The following is a 21,079-nucleotide window of genomic DNA, read 5'->3' as shown; positions in this document are numbered from 1 at the left end:
ACTCGAGAGCGTCATTGATTCACTTCCCGAATGTACGGAGCTTCCAATGACTACCGAAGACGCATATTCCCCGGCTGGCTTTGCGCCAACCATCCGATCCCATTCAGCCGTCCTTGAGATACCCGTGCATTACATGCGCGGCGGGACGTCGACCGGCATCGTGGTCTGGGAGGCGCTTCTGCCCCAGGACGAGTCCCTGCGCGCTGAACTCCTGCGACATTTGATGGGCGTCCCGCAGGCCGGTACCGAACGCGGCAACCGCCAGATAACGGGGCTCGGACGCGGACCCGCGACCAGTAACAAGGTGTTCCTGATGGGGGTCGAGCAGACAGCCAATGGCATACGCCTGATCAGTACGCTCGCCCAATTGGCCAGCGACCATGCTGATATCGATTGGAGCGTCAACTGCGGAAACATGTCCAGCGCCCTGCCGTTGTGGGCGATCGATGCTGGTTTGTGCCAACAGCCGCGGGGTCAGACCTGCGATATCGAGATAAAGAACACCAACACGGGCGTGCTTACCATTGCGCGAATGAAATGCGATGAACACGGCCATTTCGCCACCGCTGAAATTCCTGGGGTGACGGGCGCCTTTCCTAGTGTGGATCTGTTCTTGCAGTCGCCTGTCGGCAACAAGACCGGGGCGCTGCTACCCACAGGCGCGGTGATGGATGTCATCGCAGGGCATGAAGTGTCGTGCGTCGATGTGGCGGTGCCAATGGTCATTGCTCAGGCAAGCAGCTTCGGGAAAACGGGCCACGAGCCCATCGCCGAGCTTGAGGCCGACCTGCTCTTCATGGAAGCGCTGCGAGAGGTCTGGGTTGAATCCGGCTTGAAGATGCGTCTGCGCCGCAGGGACGGTGAATTGATGAGTCGGGCCGACATCGAACGCAGCGAAACCATTCCGAAAGTGTGCATCGTTGGCGCTCCTCGCAATGGCGGCAATATCGCGGTTCGTTACTTCACCCCCCAGACCGGGCATGCGTCGATGGCCGTCTCGGGCGGTTGCTGTCTGGCGGCAGCCTGCTTGATACCCGGCACTACCGCGCACCGGGTGGCGACGGGAATTGCTGCTTTGGGCACTGAGTTCGCCGGTGTGGAGGTCAGTATCGAAAACCCCGCCGGGCGTTTGGACGCTACGGTGGTCGCTGCGCTGGAAGGCGGCGAGATCAAAATAACCAGCGCGGCCTACCGTCGCAGTGCGCAGATCCTCATGCGAGGGTATGTCCCGCTTTACCGGGCCTCAGCGGAACTCGTCAGTACGCTCTCCGCAGCCATGGGCATCGTGGATTGAGCGGGCAACTCGACGGGTTCGAGACCCGGCCATTAGTCGGTTTTGGCGCTCCTGACGCGCACCGCCCCAGGCGACATGCCCACCGACCGTTTGAACGCGCGGCTGAACGCGGCCAATGACCCGTAACCCAGCTCGCTTGCGACGGTTTCAACCGATTGACGTTCGCGACTCAACCGTAAAACCGCCAGACGCATTCTCAAGTCCGTCAGGTATCGCAGCGGAGTGACGCCGGTTGCGAGGAAAAACCGCTGGGCAAACACCGAGCGGGATTGCCCGGCTTCGTTTGCAAGCATTGCCACTGTCCAGCTTCTGCCGGGGTGTTTGTGCATCATGACAAGCGCCCTGCTGAGCCGGGGATCCTGCAGCGCGCTCAACCAGCCCGAGGCGCCGCCGCATCCGCCGGCCACCCAGCCTCGTACGATAAGGGCGGCAACCACTTCGGCTAGGCGGGCGAGGATTCCCATGTGCCCCGCTTGCAGGGTCAGCGACTCGCGCGCCATCGCATCGAGCATGGGGCGGATCTCGGGCGACGATTCAAGCAGCGTACTCACCTGCAACACCTCTGGCATGGCCGTCACCAAAGGCTGCATGCCACCGAGCTCCAGCGTCATGCAACAACTGAACATTACCGGCGCCTGGCTTTCTCTGCCCTGATCGAAGAGGGACTTTTCACTGCAGTCATTTCCAGCCAAAGCGTCCAGAGCAAAGGGCTTCACATCGGTTGCGCGGGTATATTCAGAAGCCAATACCGCATGGGGGCCTCCATGAGGGATGAGCACGGCATCCCCGGTATCGAGCCGATGAAGATGGCCGCCGGGGGTTCGCAACCAGAGTGGCCCACGCCCTACGAAATGAAACTGAGCCCGCCCCACTTCGTTGTTGAAGCCAATGCCCTGTGAGACTGAAACTTCCATTCGGCGGAATTGCACGCCGAACAAGCGCATGCCTGAAAGCAATTCACTCACTAGGGCACTGGAAGAAGGATGCATGAAGAAGGGCTCACACCAGGACGAATGATCAAACAGGAAGTTTTTTTGATCATAGAACGTCCCGCCAACCCTGCCTAGACTTTGCTTCTCACCTCGAAGTCAGGAAGCAGTCCCATGAATTACCCTCGTTTTACCCGAATGCTGCGCGGCACCTGCGCGGTCCTCTTGTTGGGTGGCCTCTCCTCACTGAGCATGGCCGCAGATCGCAGCTACACCGTGACTGCGCCGGATGGCATCAAGCTGGCGGTGCAGGAATCAGGCAATCCGCAAGGCCCTGCCATCGTCTTCATTCATGGCCTCTTGGGCAGCCGGCTTAACTGGGAAAAGCAGATCAGCAGTCCCGAGTTGCAACGCTATCGCATGATCACCTACGACCTGCGCGGTCATGGCCTCTCCGACAAGCCGGAAAATACTGATGCCTATACCGACGGGCGCCGGTACGCCGATGATCTGGCCGCCGTGCTCAAGGCGACAGGCACCAAAAAGCCCCTATTGGTCGGCTGGTCATTGGGCGGCGTGGTCATGTCGAACTACCTCGCAGCCTATGGGGACGCTGATATCGGCGGGATCATGTACGTCGACGGCGTCATCGAACTCAACGCTGCGCTGATCACTACCCACCCCGACGTGTACGCAGGCTTGGCGTCCGAGGACCTGAAAACCCATCTGGACGCCGTGCGCAGCTTTCTGGCGCTCTGTTTCCACACCCAGCCGGATGCACCTACCTTCGAGCGGCTGTTATCCAATGCTTCCATGGCTTCATGGCCGATGACCCGCGCCACGCCCTCAATGACCGTTGCCGTGGCCGAAGGACTGCCCAAGGCGCGTGTGCCGGTCCTGATGGTGTATGGCGATAAGGATGCGCTGGTTCAGGTTCAGCCCAGCATCGCCCGCGCCAGGCAGTTGAATGCTCGCATTCAGACAAAGCTGTACCAGAACTCGGGTCATGCGCCGTTTCTGGAAGAGGCCGCGCGCTTCAATCGGGATCTGGTTCAGTTCATGGACACGTCTGTGAACGCAGCCCGCGATCGCTAGAGGTTGATAAAGAGGCTGCCTGATGTCAGAGCTGACACGTACAACATCCACACCCTTTTTTTCTGGCTTCCAGCCACTCGATACGGAAGCGGGTGGCGTTCGATTCGCCGGGGTCATCGGTGGTCATGGCCCGCCAGTGCTGCTGCTCCACGGATATCCGCAGACCCACATTGCCTGGAGGCGGGTTGCTCCAGCGTTGGCGCTGAGCCACACCGTGATCATCCCGGATCTCCCGGGGTACGGTTCGAGCCAAATCAGACAAACAACGCCACGATGGACCAAGCGACGTGTCGGGGATGCACTGGTCGCCCTAATGGAAAAGCTTGGGCACGGGCAATTTTCAGTCGTGGGTCATGACCGAGGGGCGCGGGCGGGATATCGCATGGCCCTTGATTACCCTGAGCGAATTAACGCGTTCGCCTCACTCACCGTGGTGCCGACTCTGGATGCGCTGACATCAATGGATTTTCGCGGCGCTACAAAGGCGTTTCACTGGTTTCTGCTTGGTCAGCAGGCGGATCTGCCCGAGCGCTTGCTGGCTGCTGATCCGGATGCGTTCATCGATTTTGCGCTGGAGAAGATGACTGAGGGTCGAGAGGTGATCGAAGCGGCGGCCATGGAAGCTTACCGGGCAGCATTCCGCAGACCTTCGGTGCGTCAAGCCATGATTGAAGATTACCGGTCTGCGCTGGATGAAGATCTTGCGCTGGACGAAGCAGACGTCGCGGCAGGGCGAAAGCTGCGGTGCCCGGTGCTGGTGCTATGGCCAAATGCCGATCACGCTGATAACCGCCCGACACCCATCGACATCTGGCGGCGCTGGGCAACTGACGTTACCGGCAGCTCAACGCGGGGTGGGCATTTGCAGCCAGAAGATGCTTCAGAACAAGTACTGGCAGCACTCGTCCCCTTCTTGCGAGCACAGACATTCAATGACATATGAAAGCAAGTTGATATGAGCTTAGGGTGAACAAGGAGTAAACCCGACGCACTTTTATTCAAACAACAAAAAGCCCGGCAATTGCCGGGCTTATGTTTTGGGTATTTAAACACCCAACGACTTACTGATAACGCTGGTAGCTCGAACCAAACTCTTTGCGGTTTTCAGCAACGGTGACGGTGCCGGAAGTCTGGGTAGCGAAAGGCTTGACCGCCTCTTTGCTGGCGACTTTGCTGTCCAGAACGGTAGCGCTGGAAGCGTCGACGATGGCGCGTTGGTTGATGTGCTCAGGGCTGGCGAAGGCAGAACCGGCAGCCAGGATGGACAATGCGAAACCGAAGGCGATGGACTTTTTCATGATGTAGATCTCCGCGTAGTTGCTGGTAAGTGGGTTAAGTTGTTTCGTTGGGGCCAATCTATTCGGTTGGTCCCAACATGAAAAACCACGCATGAAGATATCTAACATCACCCTCGCTGATGTCGGTGACGCGGGCGTCTAACCCGGCTGTTTCAGAGAACGGCTCGGCGCTGAACAAGACCGCGGCGACTGATCCACACCGATGAAACAATCACCAGCCCGCCTAAAAACAGCTTGCCGAGGTCCTCGTTCTGCCCCCAGATCAACAGATTGATCAGCAGCCCCACCGGCACATGCAGGTTATTCATCACCGCCAGTGTGGCGCCGTTGACCAGGCACGCGCCTTTGTTCCACCAGTACATGCCCAGCGCGGTGGAACACAGACCGAGGAATAGCAACACCACCCACTGTTGAGGTGCATCCGGCAGATGCTGCGGGTTGCCGAATAGCAGAAACGCCGGCAGCGCCACGGCCAGGGCGCCGAGGTAGAAGTAGCCGAAGCGGCGGTAATGCGGCAGATCGCTGGGATGACGGGCGACCAAGTGCTTGTAGAGCACCTGCCCTGCGGCGTAGGTGAAGTTCGCCACCTGCAGCAGCAGGAAGCCGCCGAGGAAATCCGGATCGACCCGGTCGTAACGGATGATGACCGCGCCGAGCACCGCGACCAACGCCGCCAACAGGCCCCATGGATTGAAGCGCCGATTGAGGGCGTCTTCGATCAGCGTGACGTGAAGCGGCGTGAGGATGGTAAACAGCAGCACTTCGGGGACCGTCAGGACGCGGAAGCTCAGGTACAGGCAGACGTAGGTGACCCCGAATTGCAGCGCACCGATCAACAGCATGCCGCGCATGAAGGGCGGCTCGACCCGACGCCAGCGTGTCAGCGGGATGAAGACCAGACCGGCCAAGACAACCCTCAGCAGCACGGCAAAGTAGCTGTCGACGTGCCCGGCCAGATAAACGCCAATCAGGCTGAAGGAAAACGCCTGAATCAGCGTCACGAAAAGTAGATAGCCCATGGTTGCCCCTTTTTTGAAGGCGGCGACCTTAGCCGGTTGGCCATGGCGTGTCTATTGAGCAGGCCGGCTCGCCACCGTTTGCGGCGATTCCGGACCCGGAAAGAAAAAACCCGATCGACCCGGCGCAGTCCTGCGGGTCGATCGGGCAATGCACTCAGGAGCGAACGAGTGCCAATGGAGTGTCGATGAACGCGAGCATCATCAGGCGGCGGGATTAACGGGCGATTAAGGGACCGGGGCCGATACCGAACCAGCGCTCAGAGGGCAATCACCTCAGCCTGCCTGGGGCAGCCGTCTCGATCAAAGAAGACGACTATCGACCCGAACCCATCTAATAATTTGTTTTATCGACGAAGCCGAAGTACGCTTCATCGACGCTGAGGCGCCGGTTATAGAGGCTCGCAGCTCAGGGAGATGCGCAACTTGACGATGTCGCGGGTGAACTTGGCGGTGACTTCGGTGCTGCTCTTCGGCGCGACCTGAACCCGGCGCGTACGCGGGGCTTCCGGCCCGTTGCGAAAGACCACGCTGCATTTGGCGGGAACATCGCCAAAGTTATTCAGGGTGATGTTGCCGATGTCGTAGGCGACGTCATGACTGTTGTAGTCGACCTGCACACCCTTGATGTCTTTCTCGACGTCGATCGGGTAGGCGAACGCACTCAGCGGCAGCATCGCCAGCAGCACACAACAGATTCTTTTCATGGGGCAGTCTCCATTCAGGGACCGCCAGCTTAGGACAACAGGAGCGAGAGATGAAAGCGCCCCGCGTGACCCTTGATCAATGGCGCACGCTGCAAGCCGTTGTCGACCATGGCGGCTTTGCTCAGGCCGCCGAAGCGCTGCACCGTTCGCAGTCGTCGGTCAGCTACACCGTCGCCAGGATGCAGGACCAGCTCGGCGTTCCGCTGTTGCGAATCGACGGCCGCAAAGCGGTGCTGACCGAGGCCGGCGAGGTGTTGTTGCGGCGCTCGCGGCAACTGGTGAAGAACGCCAGCCAGCTGGAAGACCTGGCCCACCACATGGAACAGGGCTGGGAAGCCGAGGTGCGTCTGGTGGTCGACGCTGCCTACCCGAACGCGCGACTGGTGCGGGCCCTGACAGCCTTTATGCCGCAGAGCCGCGGATGTCGGGTGCGGCTGCGTGAGGAAGTGCTGTCGGGCGTGGAGGAAGTGTTGCTGGAAGGTGTAGCCGATCTCGCCATCAGTGGCTTCAGTATTCCGGGTTATCTCGGCAATGAGATGAGCAAGGTCGAGTTCGTCGCCGTCGCTCACCCCGGGCATGCCCTGCATCAGTTGCAGCGCGAGCTGAATTTCCAGGACCTCGAAAGCCAGTTGCAGGTGGTGATCCGTGACTCCGGGCGCAACCAGCCGCGCGATGTCGGCTGGCTCGGTGCCGAACAGCGCTGGACGGTTGGCAGCTTGGCGACGGCCGCTGCTTTCGTCAGCAGCGGTTTGGGGTTTGCCTGGCTGCCGCGCCACGTCATCGAGCGGGAGATTCAGGAGGGGCTGCTGAAGATCCTGCCGCTGGACAAGGGCGGGAGCCGGCATCCGACGTTTTATCTTTATTCCAGCAAGGACAAACCGCTCGGGCCTGCGACGCAGATTCTGATTGAGCTGATCCAGAGTTTCGATACCGCGCCGCTGGATGTGCCCTTCCCGGTGCCGCAGCAGATGCTTTGAGGAACGCGTCAATCAGTAAGACTGGCTTTAGCCGGGAAGGCGTCGGGCGTCACACCGCAAATTCGAGGGTGATCATGCTGGCCTCTTCCCGGCTGAAGCCGGTCCCACAAGAACAATGCGTGCAGTCAGTGGGACCGGCTTTAGCCGGGAAGGCGCCGGGCGTCACACCGCAAATTCGAGGGTGTTCACATTGGCCTCTTCCCGGCTGAAGCCGGTCCCACAAGAACAATGCGTGCAGTCAGTGGCACTGGCTTTAGCCGGGAAGGCGTCGGGCGTTACACCGCAAATTCGAGGGTGTTCACATTGGCCTCTTCCCGGCTGAAGCCGGTCCCACAACAACAATGCGTGCAGTCAGTGGGACCGGCTTTAGCCGGGAAGGCGTCGGGCGTTACACCGCAAATTCGAGGGTGTTCACATTGGCCTCTTCCCGGCTGAAGCCGGTCCCACTGAAATCAGCGCGTGGCATGCCCTACTGTCCAAATCCCCGCAAACGTGCTTCCCTTACGGCCTGTTTTTTCGCAGTCGACATCAATTTCAGGACTCTGCCCATGCTGAAGAAAATCGCCCTCTCCGCCGCTGCCGTGTTGTTCGCCGGTCATTTGATGGCCGCTCCGGCGCCTCACGTTGTGCTGACCACCAGCTTCGGCGATGTGGAAATCGAGCTGAACCAGGACAAGGCGCCCGTCAGCACCCAGAACTTCCTCAAGTACGTCGACAGCAGCTTTTACAACAACACCATTTTCCACCGCGTGATCCCGGGCTTCATGGTGCAGGGCGGCGGTTTCACGGCGCAGATGCAACAGAAGCCCACCAACGACCCGATCAAGAACGAAGCTGATAACGGCCTGCACAACGTGCGCGGCACCGTCGCCATGGCAAGGACCTCGGACGTGAACTCGGCCACCAGCCAGTTCTTCATCAACGTCGTTGACAACGCAATGCTCGACCACGGCGCCCGTGACTACGGTTATGCCGTGTTCGGTAAAGTCGTGAAAGGCATGGACGTCGTTGACCAGATCGTCAACGTCCAGACCGGCAACAAGGGCGGGATGCAGAACGTACCGCTGGACCCGATCTACATCAAGACGGCCAAGCGCGTGAACTAAGCTTGCTGCAAGCGCAAAAGCCGGGCGCCCGCCCGGCTTTTGCATTTTCAGGCGTCGGCCCTTGAATCAGCGTGAGCAATCACGTTTTCATGTGGTCTGAACCGAAGACCGTCATTGAGCTGCTCTCAAGCCGCTGCATATCACCCCATTCAAAGGAGAGCCCGCTCAAGCGTGGGCGTCATTGCCAATGCTCTATCGCCGTTTTGAACAGCTGATCGATATCTTCCGCGAAGCCCCCACCGCCGCCCCGCCCAACACCGTCACATCGTTCTATGTGTATTACCTGCGTCAAGTGTGGCCCAGTTTCGCCGCGCTGCTGGTGGTCGGACTGATCGGCGCGCTGATCGAAGTCTCGCTGTTCAGCTACCTGAGCCGCATCATCGATCTGGCCCAGGGCACGCCCAACCCGAATTTCTTCCGTGAACATGCGTTCGAGCTGACGTGGATGGTCGTCGTCGCGCTGGTGCTGCGACCCATTTTTGTCGCCCTGCATGACCTGCTGGTGCATCAGACCATCAGCCCCGGCATGACCAGCATGATCAACTGGCAGAACCACAGTTACGTGCTCAAGCAGAGCCTGAATTTCTTCCAGAACGACTTCGCCGGGCGCATCGCCCAACGCATCGTCCAGACCGGCAACGCGCTGCGTGATTCGGCGGTGCAGTCGGTAGACGCGTTGTGGCACGTACTGATCTATTCGATCAGCGCGCTGGTGCTGTTTGCCGAGGCTGACTGGCGCCTGATGATTCCACTGCTGAGCTGGATTTTCGCGTTCATTCTGGCGCTGTGGTACTTCGTGCCACGGGTGAAAGCCCGCTCGGTCATCTCCTCTGACGCGCGCTCCAAGCTGATGGGCCGCATCGTCGATGGCTACACCAACATTGCCACGCTCAAGCTGTTTGCCCACACCAATTCGGAGCAGCAGTACGCCCGCGAAGCCATCAGCGAACAGACCGAGAAGACCCAGCTGGCAGGCCGCGTCATCACCGAAATGGACACCGTGATCACCACCCTCAACGGCATTCTGATTGTTACCACCACGGGCCTGGCGTTATGGCTGTGGACCCAGTCGTTGATTTCGGTGGGCGCGATTGCGCTGGCGACCGGTCTGGCGATTCGCATCGTCAACATGTCTGGCTGGATCATGTGGGTGGTCAACGGGATTTTCGAAAACATCGGCATGGTGCAGGACGGTCTGCAGAGCATTGCGCAGCCGGTGGGTATCACCGATCGGGACGCGGCGCCAAAGCTGGCCGTCAGCCGTGGCGAGGTGAAATTCCAGGACCTCAACTTCCAGTACGGCAAGGGCAAGGGCGTGATTCACGGCCTGAACCTGGACATCAAGGCGGGCGAGAAAATTGGTTTGATCGGGCCGTCGGGCGCGGGTAAATCCACCTTGGTGAATCTGCTGCTGCGTTTGTACGACGTACAAGGCGGGCGAATCCTGATTGATGATCAGGACATTTCCCACGTCGCTCAGGAGAGCCTGCGTTCGCATATCGGCATGATCACCCAGGACACATCGCTCTTGCACCGCTCGATCCGCGACAACCTGCTGTATGGCAAACCGGATGCGACCGACGCTGAGTTGTGGGAAGCCATGCGCAAGGCCCGCGCCGACGAGTTCATCCCGTTGTTGACGGATTCCGAGGGCCGCACCGGGCTGGATGCCCATGTTGGCGAACGCGGCGTCAAGCTGTCCGGTGGTCAGCGTCAGCGCATCGCCATCACCCGCGTGCTGCTCAAGGACGCGCCGATCCTGATCATGGACGAAGCGACGTCAGCGCTGGATTCGGAAGTGGAAGCGGCAATTCAAGAGAGCCTGGAAACCCTGATGCAGGGCAAGACGGTGATCGCGATTGCCCACCGGCTGTCGACCATCGCACGGATGGATCGCCTGATCGTGCTGGAAAACGGCGTGATCGCTGAAAGCGGGACCCATGGCGAGCTGCTGGCCCACAAAGGTTTGTATGCGCGGTTATGGGCGCATCAGACGGGTGGGTTTGTCGGGGTCGATTGATCAAGACACCGCGCGAACCATAGGAGCCGGCTTGCTGGCGAACGCGATTGCCCGAGCCCATGGAGGGTGAATGGCAAATCGGGTTCGCCAGCAAGCCGGCTCCTACAGAGGAATGCGACGGGTCAGGCACATCGATGGTGGCTGCCGCATCGCGTTCATCTTCAATCCGCTTGCCGATACGGCAACGCCCCTCGCGCTTCTTCGGCGTACGCCAGAATCCCCGCCCGTTCCTGGGTCAGAAAATCCGCTACCGCTTCTCTCAATCCCGGGTGCGCCAGGTAGTGCCACGAGTGGGTGATGACCGGCTCGAAGCCACGAATCAACTTGTGCTCCCCCTGGGCGCCGGCGTCGAAGCGCTTGAAGCCGTGGGCGATCGCGTAATCCATGCCTTGATAGAAACACGTCTCGAAGTGCAGCCGATCAAACTCGGCCAGGCAGCCCCAATAGCGACCGTAAAAACTGTCGCCGCCGATCAGGCTGAACGCCATCGCTACCGGACGTGAACCCTGACGCGCGAGCACCACACGTATCGCCTCGGGCATGCGCTCGGCGACAAGACTGAAGAATTCCCGCGTGAGGTAAGGCGTTTGCCCACGCACTTCGTAGGTATTGGAATAGCAGGCGTAGACGAAATCCCAATGCGCCTCGCTCAGCTCGTGCCCTTCGAGCCAGTCGAAATCAAAACCCTGCCCCGCCACTTGCTCGCGCTCTTTGCGCATTTGCTTGCGCTTGCGTGAGCTCAAGGCATCGAGGAAATCCTGAAAGTCCCGATAGCCTCGGTTCTGCCAGTGGTACTGGCAGCCGATGCGCTGCAGCCAGCCGGGTTGTTCGGCAAGCAACGCGTCGGCGACCGGGTCGGTGAAGTTGACGTGAACGCTGGACAGCTCCTCGCCCTGGGCATAGCCCGGCAGACAGGCGAGCAGTTCGCGGCCATCCTCGGGAGTCCTCGCCAACAGCCGCGGCCCGCTTACCGGACTGAACGGCACCGCCACCAGCAGCTTGGGGTAATAGGCCAGACCGGCGCGACGGCAGGCGTCCGCCCAGGCGTGATCGAAGACGTACTCGCCGTAAGAGTGCCACTTGCGGTACGCCGGCAGCGCAGCGATGAGTTGCTCGCCTTCGTAATGCAGCAAGTGCTCGGCGCGCCAGCCGGAACGGGGCCCGAGGCTGCCGCTGTCTTCCAGCGAACTGAGAAAGCCATGGCGCAGAAAGGGTGAGTCGCCAGGTATCAGGGCGTCCCACTGCTCAGGCGCAAGGTCCGACAGTCTATCCAAACGGTGTAACGACATCTCACCACTCCAGGTCGAGCCGACGTGCGCGCAGTATCACCTATTCACTTGTTCTGCACATGAAATTACACACGGCACCGCTCTAGCCCGCAGGTCCAACGAAATTTTCACATGTCATCGACATGCCATCACATCGCCACCGTTTCGTCATAAACGGCCGCAATACTGGCGCCTGTTTTTAGAGCCCCAGGTTCTAAGAATTCGGACTTTTTCCCGCCCGCCTTTGGTCGGTTGATCCCCGGATGATTCGGTCATCCCTTCTCGATTACGGAGATTGATATGCGTCTTGCTTCCACGAAAACTGCGGCAGCCCTGTGTGGTGGTGTGCTGCTGGCCATGAGCGTTCCGGCCAGCGCCGCAGTCGACGCGAAACTGCTCGACATGCTCAAGGCCAACGGCTCGATTTCACCTGCCCAGTACGCCGAACTGCAGACCGAGCTGAGTAAAGATCAGCTGGCTCAACAACAGGCCCAGAAAGCGACCTCCGACCAGATCGCCGCCGCCACCGCTGCCAAGTCATCCGAACTGTCTGCCTTCGAGCAGAAAGTGGCATGGGCAGCCAAGACTCAATTCAAAGGCGACGTTCGCGTTCGGCAAGAAACGGTCAAGATCGACGACCAGAACAACAGCCAGGACAAAAACCGTCAGCGTATCCGTGTGCGTCTCGGCGCCTACAGCGAGATCAACCCGCAAGTCAGCACCGGCATCCGTATCGCCACCGGTGGTGACAACAAGGCCAACTCCACCAACGTTGACCAGAACGACTACTTCACCAAGAAAGACCTGTGGCTGGATCAGGGCTTCATCGATTACCACCCGACCGCAATCCAGAACCTGCACGTCATCGGCGGCAAGATGGCTCAGCCATGGGTCAGCGAAGGCGACGTGATCTGGGACAACGACATCAACCCCGAAGGTCTGGCCGCGACTTACAGCCTGCCGATCAACAAGGGCTTCGAGCTGTTCGGCAGCGCCGGCACCTACACCCTCAAGGACAACATCAGCGGTGAAGGGACGCAGTTCAAGAACGACCTGCGCCTGAACGCCGCTCAGTTGGGTACGCGGATCGCCATCACCGACAACGTGAAGATGACGGTCGGCGGTTCGGTCTACAACTACGAGAACTCCAACGACTGTAATCCGGCCGCTGCCAGCACCAGCACGACGTTCTGTGGCTTGAGCATCAACGGCAACAACACCACTGACTTCCGCCTGTATGAAGGCTTCGGTCAACTGGATTTGACAGGCTTCGTGGTACCGGTCGGCCTGTACGGTCAGTACGTGGTCAACAGCGCCACCAACAGCGACGAAGACACCGCCTGGTTGGCCGGTGTGAAAACCAAGGTGTTCGGTTTCGGTCTGGACTACAACTACCGCGATACCCAGCGTAACGCTGTGGTGGGTGCTTTCACCGACTCCGACTTCGCCAACGGCACTACCGGTTCGCGCGGTCACAAGCTGGCCATTTCCTACGACATCGACAAGAACTTCGCGGTCGGCGCGACGTACTTCCTGACCAAAGCGGACTTCGCGACTTCTGCGCTGCCGCGTGATCAGGATGCGAACACGCTGCAACTGGACGTGCTGGCGAAGTTTTAAGAGAGACAGCTGCAAGTTACAAGCTGAAAGCTTCAAGCGGCGTGCTCCTGCCGTTTGAAGCTGCTACAGAACTCAAGCCCGCCGTTGCCCTGTCGGATCCCCATCATCCGTTCCGACAGAGCAACGCCGGGCTTTTTTGTTGCGATGCCATACGCCGAACTCTGTAGGAGCGTGGCTTGTCCCGCGATCGGCTACGCAGCAGTCGTTAAACCTCGCCACGCCATTCTTGCTGACACACCGCACTCATTGTGTTGCTGCCGCTGCGCGCCAGATCGCGGGACAAGCCACGCGCCTACGTCATCAACCGCGGTCATTCCGCGAGCGTTATTTCTTGCGCAGAATCACGCTACCAATCGAATACCCGGCGCCGAACGAGCTGAGCACACCCAGCGCGCCGCTTGGCAGGTCGTCCTGGTACTCGTGAAACGCGATCACCGAACCTGCGGAGCTGGTGTTGGCGTAGCGGTCGAGGATCACCGGTGCTTCTTCGACCGAGGCGTCACGGCCCAGCAGTTTTTTCACGATCAGGTGGTTCATGCTCAGGTTGGCCTGATGCAGCCAGAACCGTTGCACGTCGCCGATGTTCAGCTGGTTCTCGTCCAGGTGCGCAGCCACCAGTTCGGCGACCATCGGGCAGACGTCGCGGAACACCTTGCGGCCTTCCTGCACGAACAGCTTGTCCGACTTGCCTTCGCCCTCTTCCGCCGTGCGGTTGAGGAAACCGAAGTTGTTGCGGATGTTGTTGGAGAACGTGGTCAGCAGCTTGGTGCCGACGATGTCGAACTGATGCTTTGAGGTCGCCAGGTCAGCGCGCTCGACCACCACCGCCGTGGCGGCATCACCGAAGATGAAGTGGCTGTCGCGGTCGCGGAAGTTAAGGTGAGCGGTGCAGATCTCCGGGCTGATGACCAACAGCGCGCGGGCCTGGCCCAGCTTGACGCTGTTGCATGCTGCCTGAATGCCGAACGTGGCCGATGAGCACGCCACGTTCATGTCAAAGCCGAAGCCCTGAACGCCCAGCGCCGCCTGGATTTCGATGGAGATCGCCGGGTACGCGCGTTGCAGATTCGAACAGGCGACAATCACGCCGTCGATGTCGGCTGCAGTTTTGCCAGCGCGCTGCAGGGCCTGCTTGGCCGCCGCAACGCCCATCTCGCAGAGGATCGACCATTCGTCATTGGAGCGCTCGGGCAGGCGCGGCTTCATGCGCTGGGGGTCGAGAATGCCGTCCTTGTCCATCACGTACCGGCTTTTGATGCCGCTGGCTTTTTCGATGAACGCCGCGTTGGATTCCGTCAGTGCCTGAATCTCTCCCGCTTCGATAGCGGCGGCATTTTCGGCGTTGAACCGGGCAACGTAAGTGTTGAAAGACTGCACCAGCTCATCGTTGGAAATACTGTTGGCGGGGGTGAAAAGCCCGGTGCCACTGATCACGACTTCGTACACGGTCGTTCCTCTCGAGATAAAAGCAGCTCATTGACGGCAGCAGCTGAACAGCCAGCACAAGCGGGGGCGTTGGCGATCTGGAACGAAGGTCCCAATGCAACGAGGCAGCAACCCGCTTGGCGGACGACGGATGTTTTATGACGCTATGAAGTTTAGCCGCGAAGTTTGCCATAACGGCCGCCATTTCGCGCTATCGGGGTGAACGTACACGCCTGACGCTCACTGTAGGAGCGTGGCTTGTCCCGCGATCGGTCGCGCAGCGGCCGTAAACCTGGCGATCGTGTATCGCCCGCCAAAACCGGATTTCCGGCTGGGCTGATGCTGCGCACCAGATCGCGGGACAAGCCACGCTCCTACGCCTTCGGCAGAAGCAAGCCGCCGCGCGGAGGAAATCAGCCCTCGACCTGGGTCCACTGCTTGTTCAGGCGCTTGTCCGAGATCGGCACTTTGGTGCCCAGTTGCTGGGCAAACAGCGACACGCGGTATTCCTCCAGCCACCAGCGATACACCACCAGCTCCGGATCGCGCTTGCCTTCCTGAGCATGTTTGTCGGCGCGGGTCTGGTACTGCGCCCAGAGATTCCCCAGTTCGATGCTCCAGACCCGGTCCTTCTGCGCCTGGCTGCCGAGTTTCTCTAGGCGCATTTCGATGGCCTTGAGGTAACGCGGCAGTTCCTTGAGCCAAACCGCCGGCGTCTCGCGGACGAAACCGGGGTAGACCAGCTTGCTCAGCTGGCCTTTGATGTCGTTCAGCGCCACGGCCTGGGCCAGGTCGATCTTGCCCTTGAAGCGCTTCTGCAGGCCATGCCACAGCTTGAGAATCTCCAGCGTCAACTTCGCCAGCCGCTCGGCATGCTCGGTCAGCCCGCCGCGCTTGCGCTCGGCGAGGGACAGCAGACCGGCGCCGTCTCGCGGCAACGTCGCTTCACCCTCAAGAATGCAGCTGTCGAGGCTCGCCAGCAGAATGTCTTCGATCAGCCCATCGACCCGACCCAAGTCGCGGTAGAGCAACGCCAGCTCGGTCTGGCCGGGCAGCTTGCTGCGCAGGAACTTGGTCGGCTCGGCCAGTTGCTGCAATAGAAGCCGCTGCAGGGCGCGACGGTGTTGGTACTCGGCTTCGGCCTGGGTGGAGAAACGCCCTTCCTTGACCGCGCCGCCCTCTTCCACCAGCGCCGGATACACCGTCATAGAAAGCCCGGCGATCTTCTGCTGAGTCTTCTCGGCCACCGCGGCAAAGCCCTTGGCTTCGACCGGCTGCTGACCTTTCGCCGATTGCGGCACCGCAAGCGCGGCTTGTCCGGCCTCGGCAAAACGGGCAGTCAACTCATCCAGCTCACGGCCTTCGCCGAGGAATTTGCCGTTGGCATCGACCACTTCAAGGTTCATTTTCAGGTGGCTTTCCACCTGTTGCGCCGCTTCGGCCCAGGCGTCGTCAGTCACCCGCACGCCGGTCATGCGCAACAGCTCGCGGCCCAGTGCCTGGGGTAACGAGCCTTCGGCGAAGACCATCCGCTGCAACGCGGCTTTGACGAAGTCCGGCACCGGCACGAAATTCTTGCGCAGCGCTTTGGGCAGATTGCGCACCAGCGCCACGCATTTGGTTTCCAGCAGCCCTGGCACCAGCCATTCCAGGCGCTCGGCCGGCAACGACAGCAACAGCGGCGCCGGCACCCGCAGAGTCACGCCGTCGCGCGGATGGTTCGGCTCGAAGTGATAGGTCAGCGGCAGGGTCAGTTCGCCGAGGCGCAAGGTGTCCGGGTACTGATTGGCCGTGACCTCGCTGGCTTCGCGGGCGAGCACATCTTCCTCGCGCATGATCAGCAGCTGCGGGTTCTTCTGGCTTTCCATCCGGTACCAGGCGTCGAACGTCGCCGTCTGGTGAATATCCGCTGGCAAGCGTTCGTCGTAATAGCGGTACAGGGTTTCTTCGTCGGCCAGAATGTCGCGGCGCCGCGCCTTGGCTTCCAGTTCGTCGAGCTGTTCCAGCAGCTTGGTGTTGGCGACAAGGCATTTGGCCCGGGACTGGATTTCACCGCGCACCAGCCCTTCGCGAATGAAGAACTCGCGGGACACCACCGGGTCGATCGGCCCGAAATGCACCGGCCGACGGCCAACGACAATGAGGCCGAACAGCGTGATCTGCTCGAAGGCAACAACCTGGCCGCGCTTCTTTTCCCAATGGGGTTCGAAGTGGTTTTTCTTGATCAAGTGCCCGGCGAGGGGTTCGATCCAGTCCGGTTCGATCTTCGCCACCATGCGCGCATACAGCTTGGTGGTCTCGACCAGCTCGGCGGCCATGATCCATTGCGGACGCTTGCGGCCCAGCCCGGAAGACGGATGCACCCAGAACCGCCGCTGACGCGCACCCATGTAGTCGCCATCTTCAGTCTTCTGACCGATCTGGCTAAGAAGGCCCGAGAGCACCGCCTTGTGGAATTTCGGGAAATCGGCCGGCTCTTTGTTGACCGTCAGTTGCAGGTCGCGGCAGATCAAACTCAGTTGACGATGGGAGTCACGCCACTCCCGCAGGCGCAGGTAGTTGAGGAAATTACGACGGCACCAGTTACGCAGCGGACTGGCGGTCAGGGCCTGACGCTGTTCTTCGAAGCCGCGCCATAGATTGACCAGCCCGGCGAAGTCGGAGTCCTGATCTTTCCACTGGGCGTGGGCTTGGTCGGCGGCCTGTTGACGCTCCGGCGGACGCTCGCGGGGGTCCTGAATCGACATCGCGCTGGCGACAATCAGCACTTCCTGCAAGCTGCCCTGCTTCGCCGCTTCGAGCAACATGCGGCCCATGCGCGGGTCCACCGGCAGGCGCGCCAGTTGTCGGCCCATCGGCGTCAGGTTGTTCTCGCGGTCAACCGCCGACAGCTCCTGCAACAGGTTGAAGCCGTCGCTGATCGCCTTGCCGTCCGGCGGCTCGATGAACGGGAAATCGGTGATCTGACCCAGGCGCAGGTGGAGCATCTGCAGAATGACCGCGGCGAGGTTGGTGCGCAGGATTTCCGGATCGGTGAATTCAGGCCGCGAGAGAAAATCTTCTTCGCTGTACAGGCGCACGCAGAGGCCCGGCTCGACCCGACCGCAACGGCCCTTGCGCTGGTTGGCGCTGGCCTGGGAAATCGCTTCGATAGGCAGGCGCTGCACTTTGGCGCGGTAGCTGTAGCGGCTGATGCGCGCGGTGCCAGTGTCGATGACGTAGCGGATACCCGGCACGGTCAGCGAGGTTTCGGCAACGTTGGTCGCGAGTACCACGCGACGGCCCGGGTGCGACTGGAAAATTCGTTGCTGTTCGGCCGGCGACAGGCGCGCGTACAGCGGCAGAATTTCGGTGTGTTTCAGTTGTGCCTTGCGCAGCATTTCAGCGGCGTCACGAATCTCTCGCTCGCCGGGCAGAAACACCAGCACATCGCCCGGGGACTTGCGCTCGCTGCGTTCGAAGGCGGCCAGTTCGTCCAGCGTGGCGAGAATGGCCTGATCGACGGTCAAGTCTTCCTCGACGCTGTTGCCCTCTTCGTCCTGCTGAGCCGTCATCGGCCGATACCAGGTTTCCACCGGGAAGGTCCGGCCCGAGACTTCGATGACCGGCGCCTTGTCGAAATGCTCGGAGAAGCGTTCGAGGTCGATGGTCGCCGAGGTGATGATGACTTTCAGGTCCGGGCGACGGGGCAGCAGGGTTTTCAGATAACCGAGCAGGAAGTCGATGTTCAGGCTGCGTTCGTGGGCTTCGTCGACGATGATCGTGTCGTAGCGCTCAAGATAGCGATCGTGCTGGGTTTCGGCGAGCAGGATGCCGTCGGTCATCAGCTTGATCAGGGTGTTTTCGTCGCTCTGATCTTCGAAGCGCACCTGATAACCCACCAGCCCGCCCAGCGGCGTGCCGATTTCTTCGGCAACTCGACTGCCGACGCTGCGTGCTGCGATTCGACGCGGCTGGGTGTGGCCAATAAGACCGTGCTGCCCGCGACCGATTTCCAGGCAGATTTTCGGCAACTGAGTGGTTTTGCCCGAGCCGGTTTCGCCGGCGATGATCAACACCTGATGCTCAAGAATTGCTTTCTTGATCTCGTCGCGCTTGGCGGCGATGGGCAGGTTTTCGTCGAAGCGCATGGTCGGCACGCTTTGCGCGCGATTGACTACCCGCGCACATGACGCCTGCACGCGCTCGACCCACTGCGCCAGCTTCGTCTCGTCCGGTTTCTTGCGCAGCTCATGCAATTGCCGGCGCAAGCGATGACGATCGCTGATCATCGCGTGGTCGAGGTTCTTGAAGAGTTGGTCGATGGAGGTCGAATCGTCGGTCATCAGGGCGTGGAGTCTTTCTATCTGAATGCAGGGCGCGGATTGTCGCAGATTTGGTGGGGTGGAGGCAGGTCTGCGGAGCAAAGGTGTTTGTGGGCGTGCATTCATTCACTGAACGGCACCAGAAACCAAGGAGCCGGCTTGCTGGCGAACGCGGATCATCAGAAATGAAGAGGTGACTGACCCAACGGGTTCGCCAGCAAGCCGGCTCCTACGGATCCCAGGTTTGGCAGCTGTTCCGTGTACGCCTCAAACAACAAACCCCGCACGCTGGCGGGGTTTGTGGGTGTAACGTCTGACTTACGCAGGCTTCTTCAGCGCCAGTTTTTTCAGCTCTTCGTCACGCAGTTCGCGGCGCAGGATCTTGCCGACGTTGGTGGTCGGCAGGGCGTCGCGGAATTCCACGCTGCGCGGCACTTTATAAGCCGTGACGTTGGCGCGCATGTGCTCCATGACCTGATCCTTGCTCAGGGTCGTGCCCGGTTTGCACACCACGAACAGCTTGATCGCTTCGCCGGATTTCTCGTCCGGTATACCGATGGCCGCGCACTGCAGAACGCCCGGCAGGGTTGCCAAAACGTCTTCCAGCTCGTTCGGGTACACGTTGAAGCCGGAGACAAGAATCATGTCTTTCTTGCGATCAACAATGCGCATGTAACCATCCGGCTGGATGATCGCGATGTCGCCGGTTTTCAACCAACCATCGGCATCGAGCATCTCGTCGGTGGCGTCCTGACGCTGCCAGTAACCCTTCATCACCTGCGGGCCCTTGATGCACAGCTCGCCCACTTCGCCCAACGGCAGCTCTTCGCCGGCGTCGTTGATGGTTTTGCATAAGGTCGAGGGCACGGGAATGCCGATGGTGCCCATCTGGATCTTCTGGAAGGGGTTGACCGACGCCACCGGGCTGGTCTCGGTCATGCCGTAACCTTCGCAGATCGAGCAGCCGGTGACGTCTTTCCAGCGCTCGGCCGCCGCCGTTTGCAGGGCCATGCCGCCCGAGAGGGTGAGCTTGAGCGAGGAGAAATCCAGGTGGCGGAAGTCGGCGTTATTGCACAGGGCGACGAACAGCGTGTTGAGCCCCACGAAACCGGAAAACTTCCACTTCGACAGCTCTTTCACCATCGCCGACAGATCACGCGGGTTGCTGATCAGCACGTTGTGGTTGCCGCTCAGCATCATGGCCATGCAATGAAAGGTGAACGCATAGATGTGGTACAGCGGCAACGGCGTGATCAGAATCTCCGTGCCTTCGTTGAGGTTGGCCGCCATCAGCGCCCGGCACTGCAGCATGTTGGCGATCAGGTTGCGGTGGGTGAGCATCGCGCCCTTGGCCACCCCTGTGGTGCCGCCGGTGTATTGCAGCACCGCGACGTCGTCGCCCTTCGGCGAAACATCCCGGACCGGCTGACCGTGCCCCTTGGCCAGCACGTCGTTGAACTTGACCGCCTTGGGCAAGTGGAACGGCGGGACCATCTTCTTCACGTACTTGATGACGCTGTTGACCAGCAGGCGCTTGAGCGGTGGCAGCAGGTCGGCGACTTCGGTGACAATGATGTGCTTGACGCCGGTCTTGGGCACGACCTTCTCGGCCAGATGCGCCATGTTCGCCAGGCAGACCAGCGCCTTGGCACCGGAGTCATTGAATTGGTGTTCCATTTCCCGCGCGGTGTACAGCGGGTTGGTGTTGACCACGATGAGCCCGGCACGAATGGCGCCGAACACCGCGACCGGGTACTGCAGCACGTTGGGCAATTGCACGGCGATGCGGTCGCCGGGTTGCAGGTCAGTGTGCTGTTGCAGATACGCCGCGAAGGCACCGGACAGCGCGTACATTTCGCCGTAGGTGAGGGTCTTGCCCAGGTTGCTGAACGCAGGTTTGTTGGCGAAACGCTCGCAGGACTGTTTCAATACGGCCTGTACGTTCGGATACTGATCCGGATCGATATCGGCGGCGATACCTGTCGGATATTTATCCTTCCAGAAGTTTTCGAGCATAAAA

15 protein-coding genes are annotated in these 21,079 nt (G+C 60.4%); 7 read left to right on the top strand and 8 right to left on the bottom strand.

Translation table 11 applies throughout. The annotated features are described in order from the left end of the window. Positions 1-46: 46 nt before the first annotated feature. On the top strand, positions 47-1,294 hold the full coding sequence (locus tag ACQKEN_RS10370) for a PrpF domain-containing protein (protein ID WP_427685382.1): 1,248 nt from the start codon (positions 47-49) through the stop codon (positions 1,292-1,294). A 32-nt stretch (positions 1,295-1,326) separates the two neighbouring features. On the opposite strand, the gene ACQKEN_RS10365 is transcribed toward ACQKEN_RS10370, so the two are convergent. Continuing rightward, the gene (locus ACQKEN_RS10365) at positions 1,327-2,283 is read right to left on the bottom strand and encodes a cupin domain-containing protein (RefSeq protein ID WP_427685381.1); all 957 of its coding nucleotides are present in this window, start codon (positions 2,281-2,283) and stop codon (positions 1,327-1,329) included. Between the two features lie 114 nt (positions 2,284-2,397). On the opposite strand from ACQKEN_RS10365, the gene ACQKEN_RS10360 reads away from it, so the two are divergent. Both ACQKEN_RS10360 and ACQKEN_RS10355 read left to right on the top strand, forming a co-directional pair. Next, the gene (locus ACQKEN_RS10360) at positions 2,398-3,318 is read left to right on the top strand and encodes an alpha/beta fold hydrolase (protein WP_427685380.1); all 921 of its coding nucleotides are present in this window, start codon (positions 2,398-2,400) and stop codon (positions 3,316-3,318) included. 22 nt (positions 3,319-3,340) lie between these two features. Continuing rightward, positions 3,341-4,261, top strand: a complete 921-nt coding sequence (locus ACQKEN_RS10355; protein WP_427685379.1) for an alpha/beta fold hydrolase — start codon at positions 3,341-3,343, stop codon at positions 4,259-4,261. 118 nt (positions 4,262-4,379) lie between these two features. Here ACQKEN_RS10355 and ACQKEN_RS10350 read toward each other — a convergent pair whose 3' ends face one another. The 3 genes from ACQKEN_RS10350 to ACQKEN_RS10340 all read right to left on the bottom strand — a co-directional run bounded on the left by ACQKEN_RS10350 (position 4,380) and on the right by ACQKEN_RS10340 (position 6,339). Further along, entirely contained in the window at positions 4,380-4,616 is a 237-nt protein-coding gene (locus tag ACQKEN_RS10350) for a hypothetical protein (RefSeq protein ID WP_237254428.1), read from the bottom strand. 152 nt (positions 4,617-4,768) lie between these two features. Then, positions 4,769-5,635 (bottom strand): carboxylate/amino acid/amine transporter, encoded by an 867-nt coding sequence (locus ACQKEN_RS10345; protein WP_427685378.1) that lies wholly within the window; start codon positions 5,633-5,635, stop codon positions 4,769-4,771. Positions 5,636-6,024: 389 nt separating this feature from the next. After that, positions 6,025-6,339 (bottom strand): 3-phosphoglycerate kinase, encoded by a 315-nt coding sequence (locus ACQKEN_RS10340; RefSeq protein WP_065992674.1) that lies wholly within the window; start codon positions 6,337-6,339, stop codon positions 6,025-6,027. Positions 6,340-6,389: 50 nt separating this feature from the next. Here ACQKEN_RS10340 and ACQKEN_RS10335 point away from each other — a divergent pair, with 50 nt between their 5' ends. The 3 genes from ACQKEN_RS10335 (at position 6,390) to ACQKEN_RS10325 (ending at position 10,442) form a co-directional block, all read left to right on the top strand. Beyond that, positions 6,390-7,316 (top strand): LysR family transcriptional regulator, encoded by a 927-nt coding sequence (locus tag ACQKEN_RS10335; RefSeq protein ID WP_427685377.1) that lies wholly within the window; start codon positions 6,390-6,392, stop codon positions 7,314-7,316. Between the two features lie 548 nt (positions 7,317-7,864). Next, entirely contained in the window at positions 7,865-8,422 is a 558-nt protein-coding gene (locus tag ACQKEN_RS10330) for a peptidylprolyl isomerase (protein WP_427685376.1), read from the top strand. 187 nt (positions 8,423-8,609) lie between these two features. Next, complete coding sequence (locus ACQKEN_RS10325; protein ID WP_427685375.1) at positions 8,610-10,442, top strand: ABC transporter ATP-binding protein; 1,833 nt, start codon at positions 8,610-8,612, stop codon at positions 10,440-10,442. Positions 10,443-10,603: 161 nt separating this feature from the next. On the opposite strand, the gene ACQKEN_RS10320 is transcribed toward ACQKEN_RS10325, so the two are convergent. After that, on the bottom strand, positions 10,604-11,731 hold the full coding sequence (locus ACQKEN_RS10320) for a GNAT family N-acetyltransferase (RefSeq protein WP_427685374.1): 1,128 nt from the start codon (positions 11,729-11,731) through the stop codon (positions 10,604-10,606). A 279-nt stretch (positions 11,732-12,010) separates the two neighbouring features. Between ACQKEN_RS10320 and ACQKEN_RS10315 the strand changes: the two genes are divergently transcribed. Continuing rightward, the gene (locus tag ACQKEN_RS10315) at positions 12,011-13,330 is read left to right on the top strand and encodes a putative porin (protein ID WP_427685373.1); all 1,320 of its coding nucleotides are present in this window, start codon (positions 12,011-12,013) and stop codon (positions 13,328-13,330) included. Between the two features lie 324 nt (positions 13,331-13,654). On the opposite strand, the gene ACQKEN_RS10310 is transcribed toward ACQKEN_RS10315, so the two are convergent. The 3 genes from ACQKEN_RS10310 to fadD1 all read right to left on the bottom strand — a co-directional run bounded on the left by ACQKEN_RS10310 (position 13,655) and on the right by fadD1 (position 21,075). After that, on the bottom strand, positions 13,655-14,776 hold the full coding sequence (locus ACQKEN_RS10310; protein WP_427685372.1) for a beta-ketoacyl-ACP synthase III: 1,122 nt from the start codon (positions 14,774-14,776) through the stop codon (positions 13,655-13,657). Between the two features lie 392 nt (positions 14,777-15,168). Further along, complete coding sequence (hrpA, locus tag ACQKEN_RS10305; RefSeq protein WP_427685371.1) at positions 15,169-19,080, bottom strand: ATP-dependent RNA helicase HrpA; 3,912 nt, start codon at positions 19,078-19,080, stop codon at positions 15,169-15,171. Between the two features lie 297 nt (positions 19,081-19,377). Continuing rightward, complete coding sequence (fadD1, locus tag ACQKEN_RS10300; protein WP_427685370.1) at positions 19,378-21,075, bottom strand: long-chain-fatty-acid--CoA ligase FadD1; 1,698 nt, start codon at positions 21,073-21,075, stop codon at positions 19,378-19,380. Between the last annotated feature and the right edge of the window lie 4 nt (positions 21,076-21,079).

The organism is Pseudomonas sp. NPDC078416 (genome assembly GCF_050268485.1).
GTDB lineage: Bacteria > Pseudomonadota > Gammaproteobacteria > Pseudomonadales > Pseudomonadaceae > Aquipseudomonas.
This window is presented reverse-complemented; position numbering and strand designations above follow the sequence as displayed.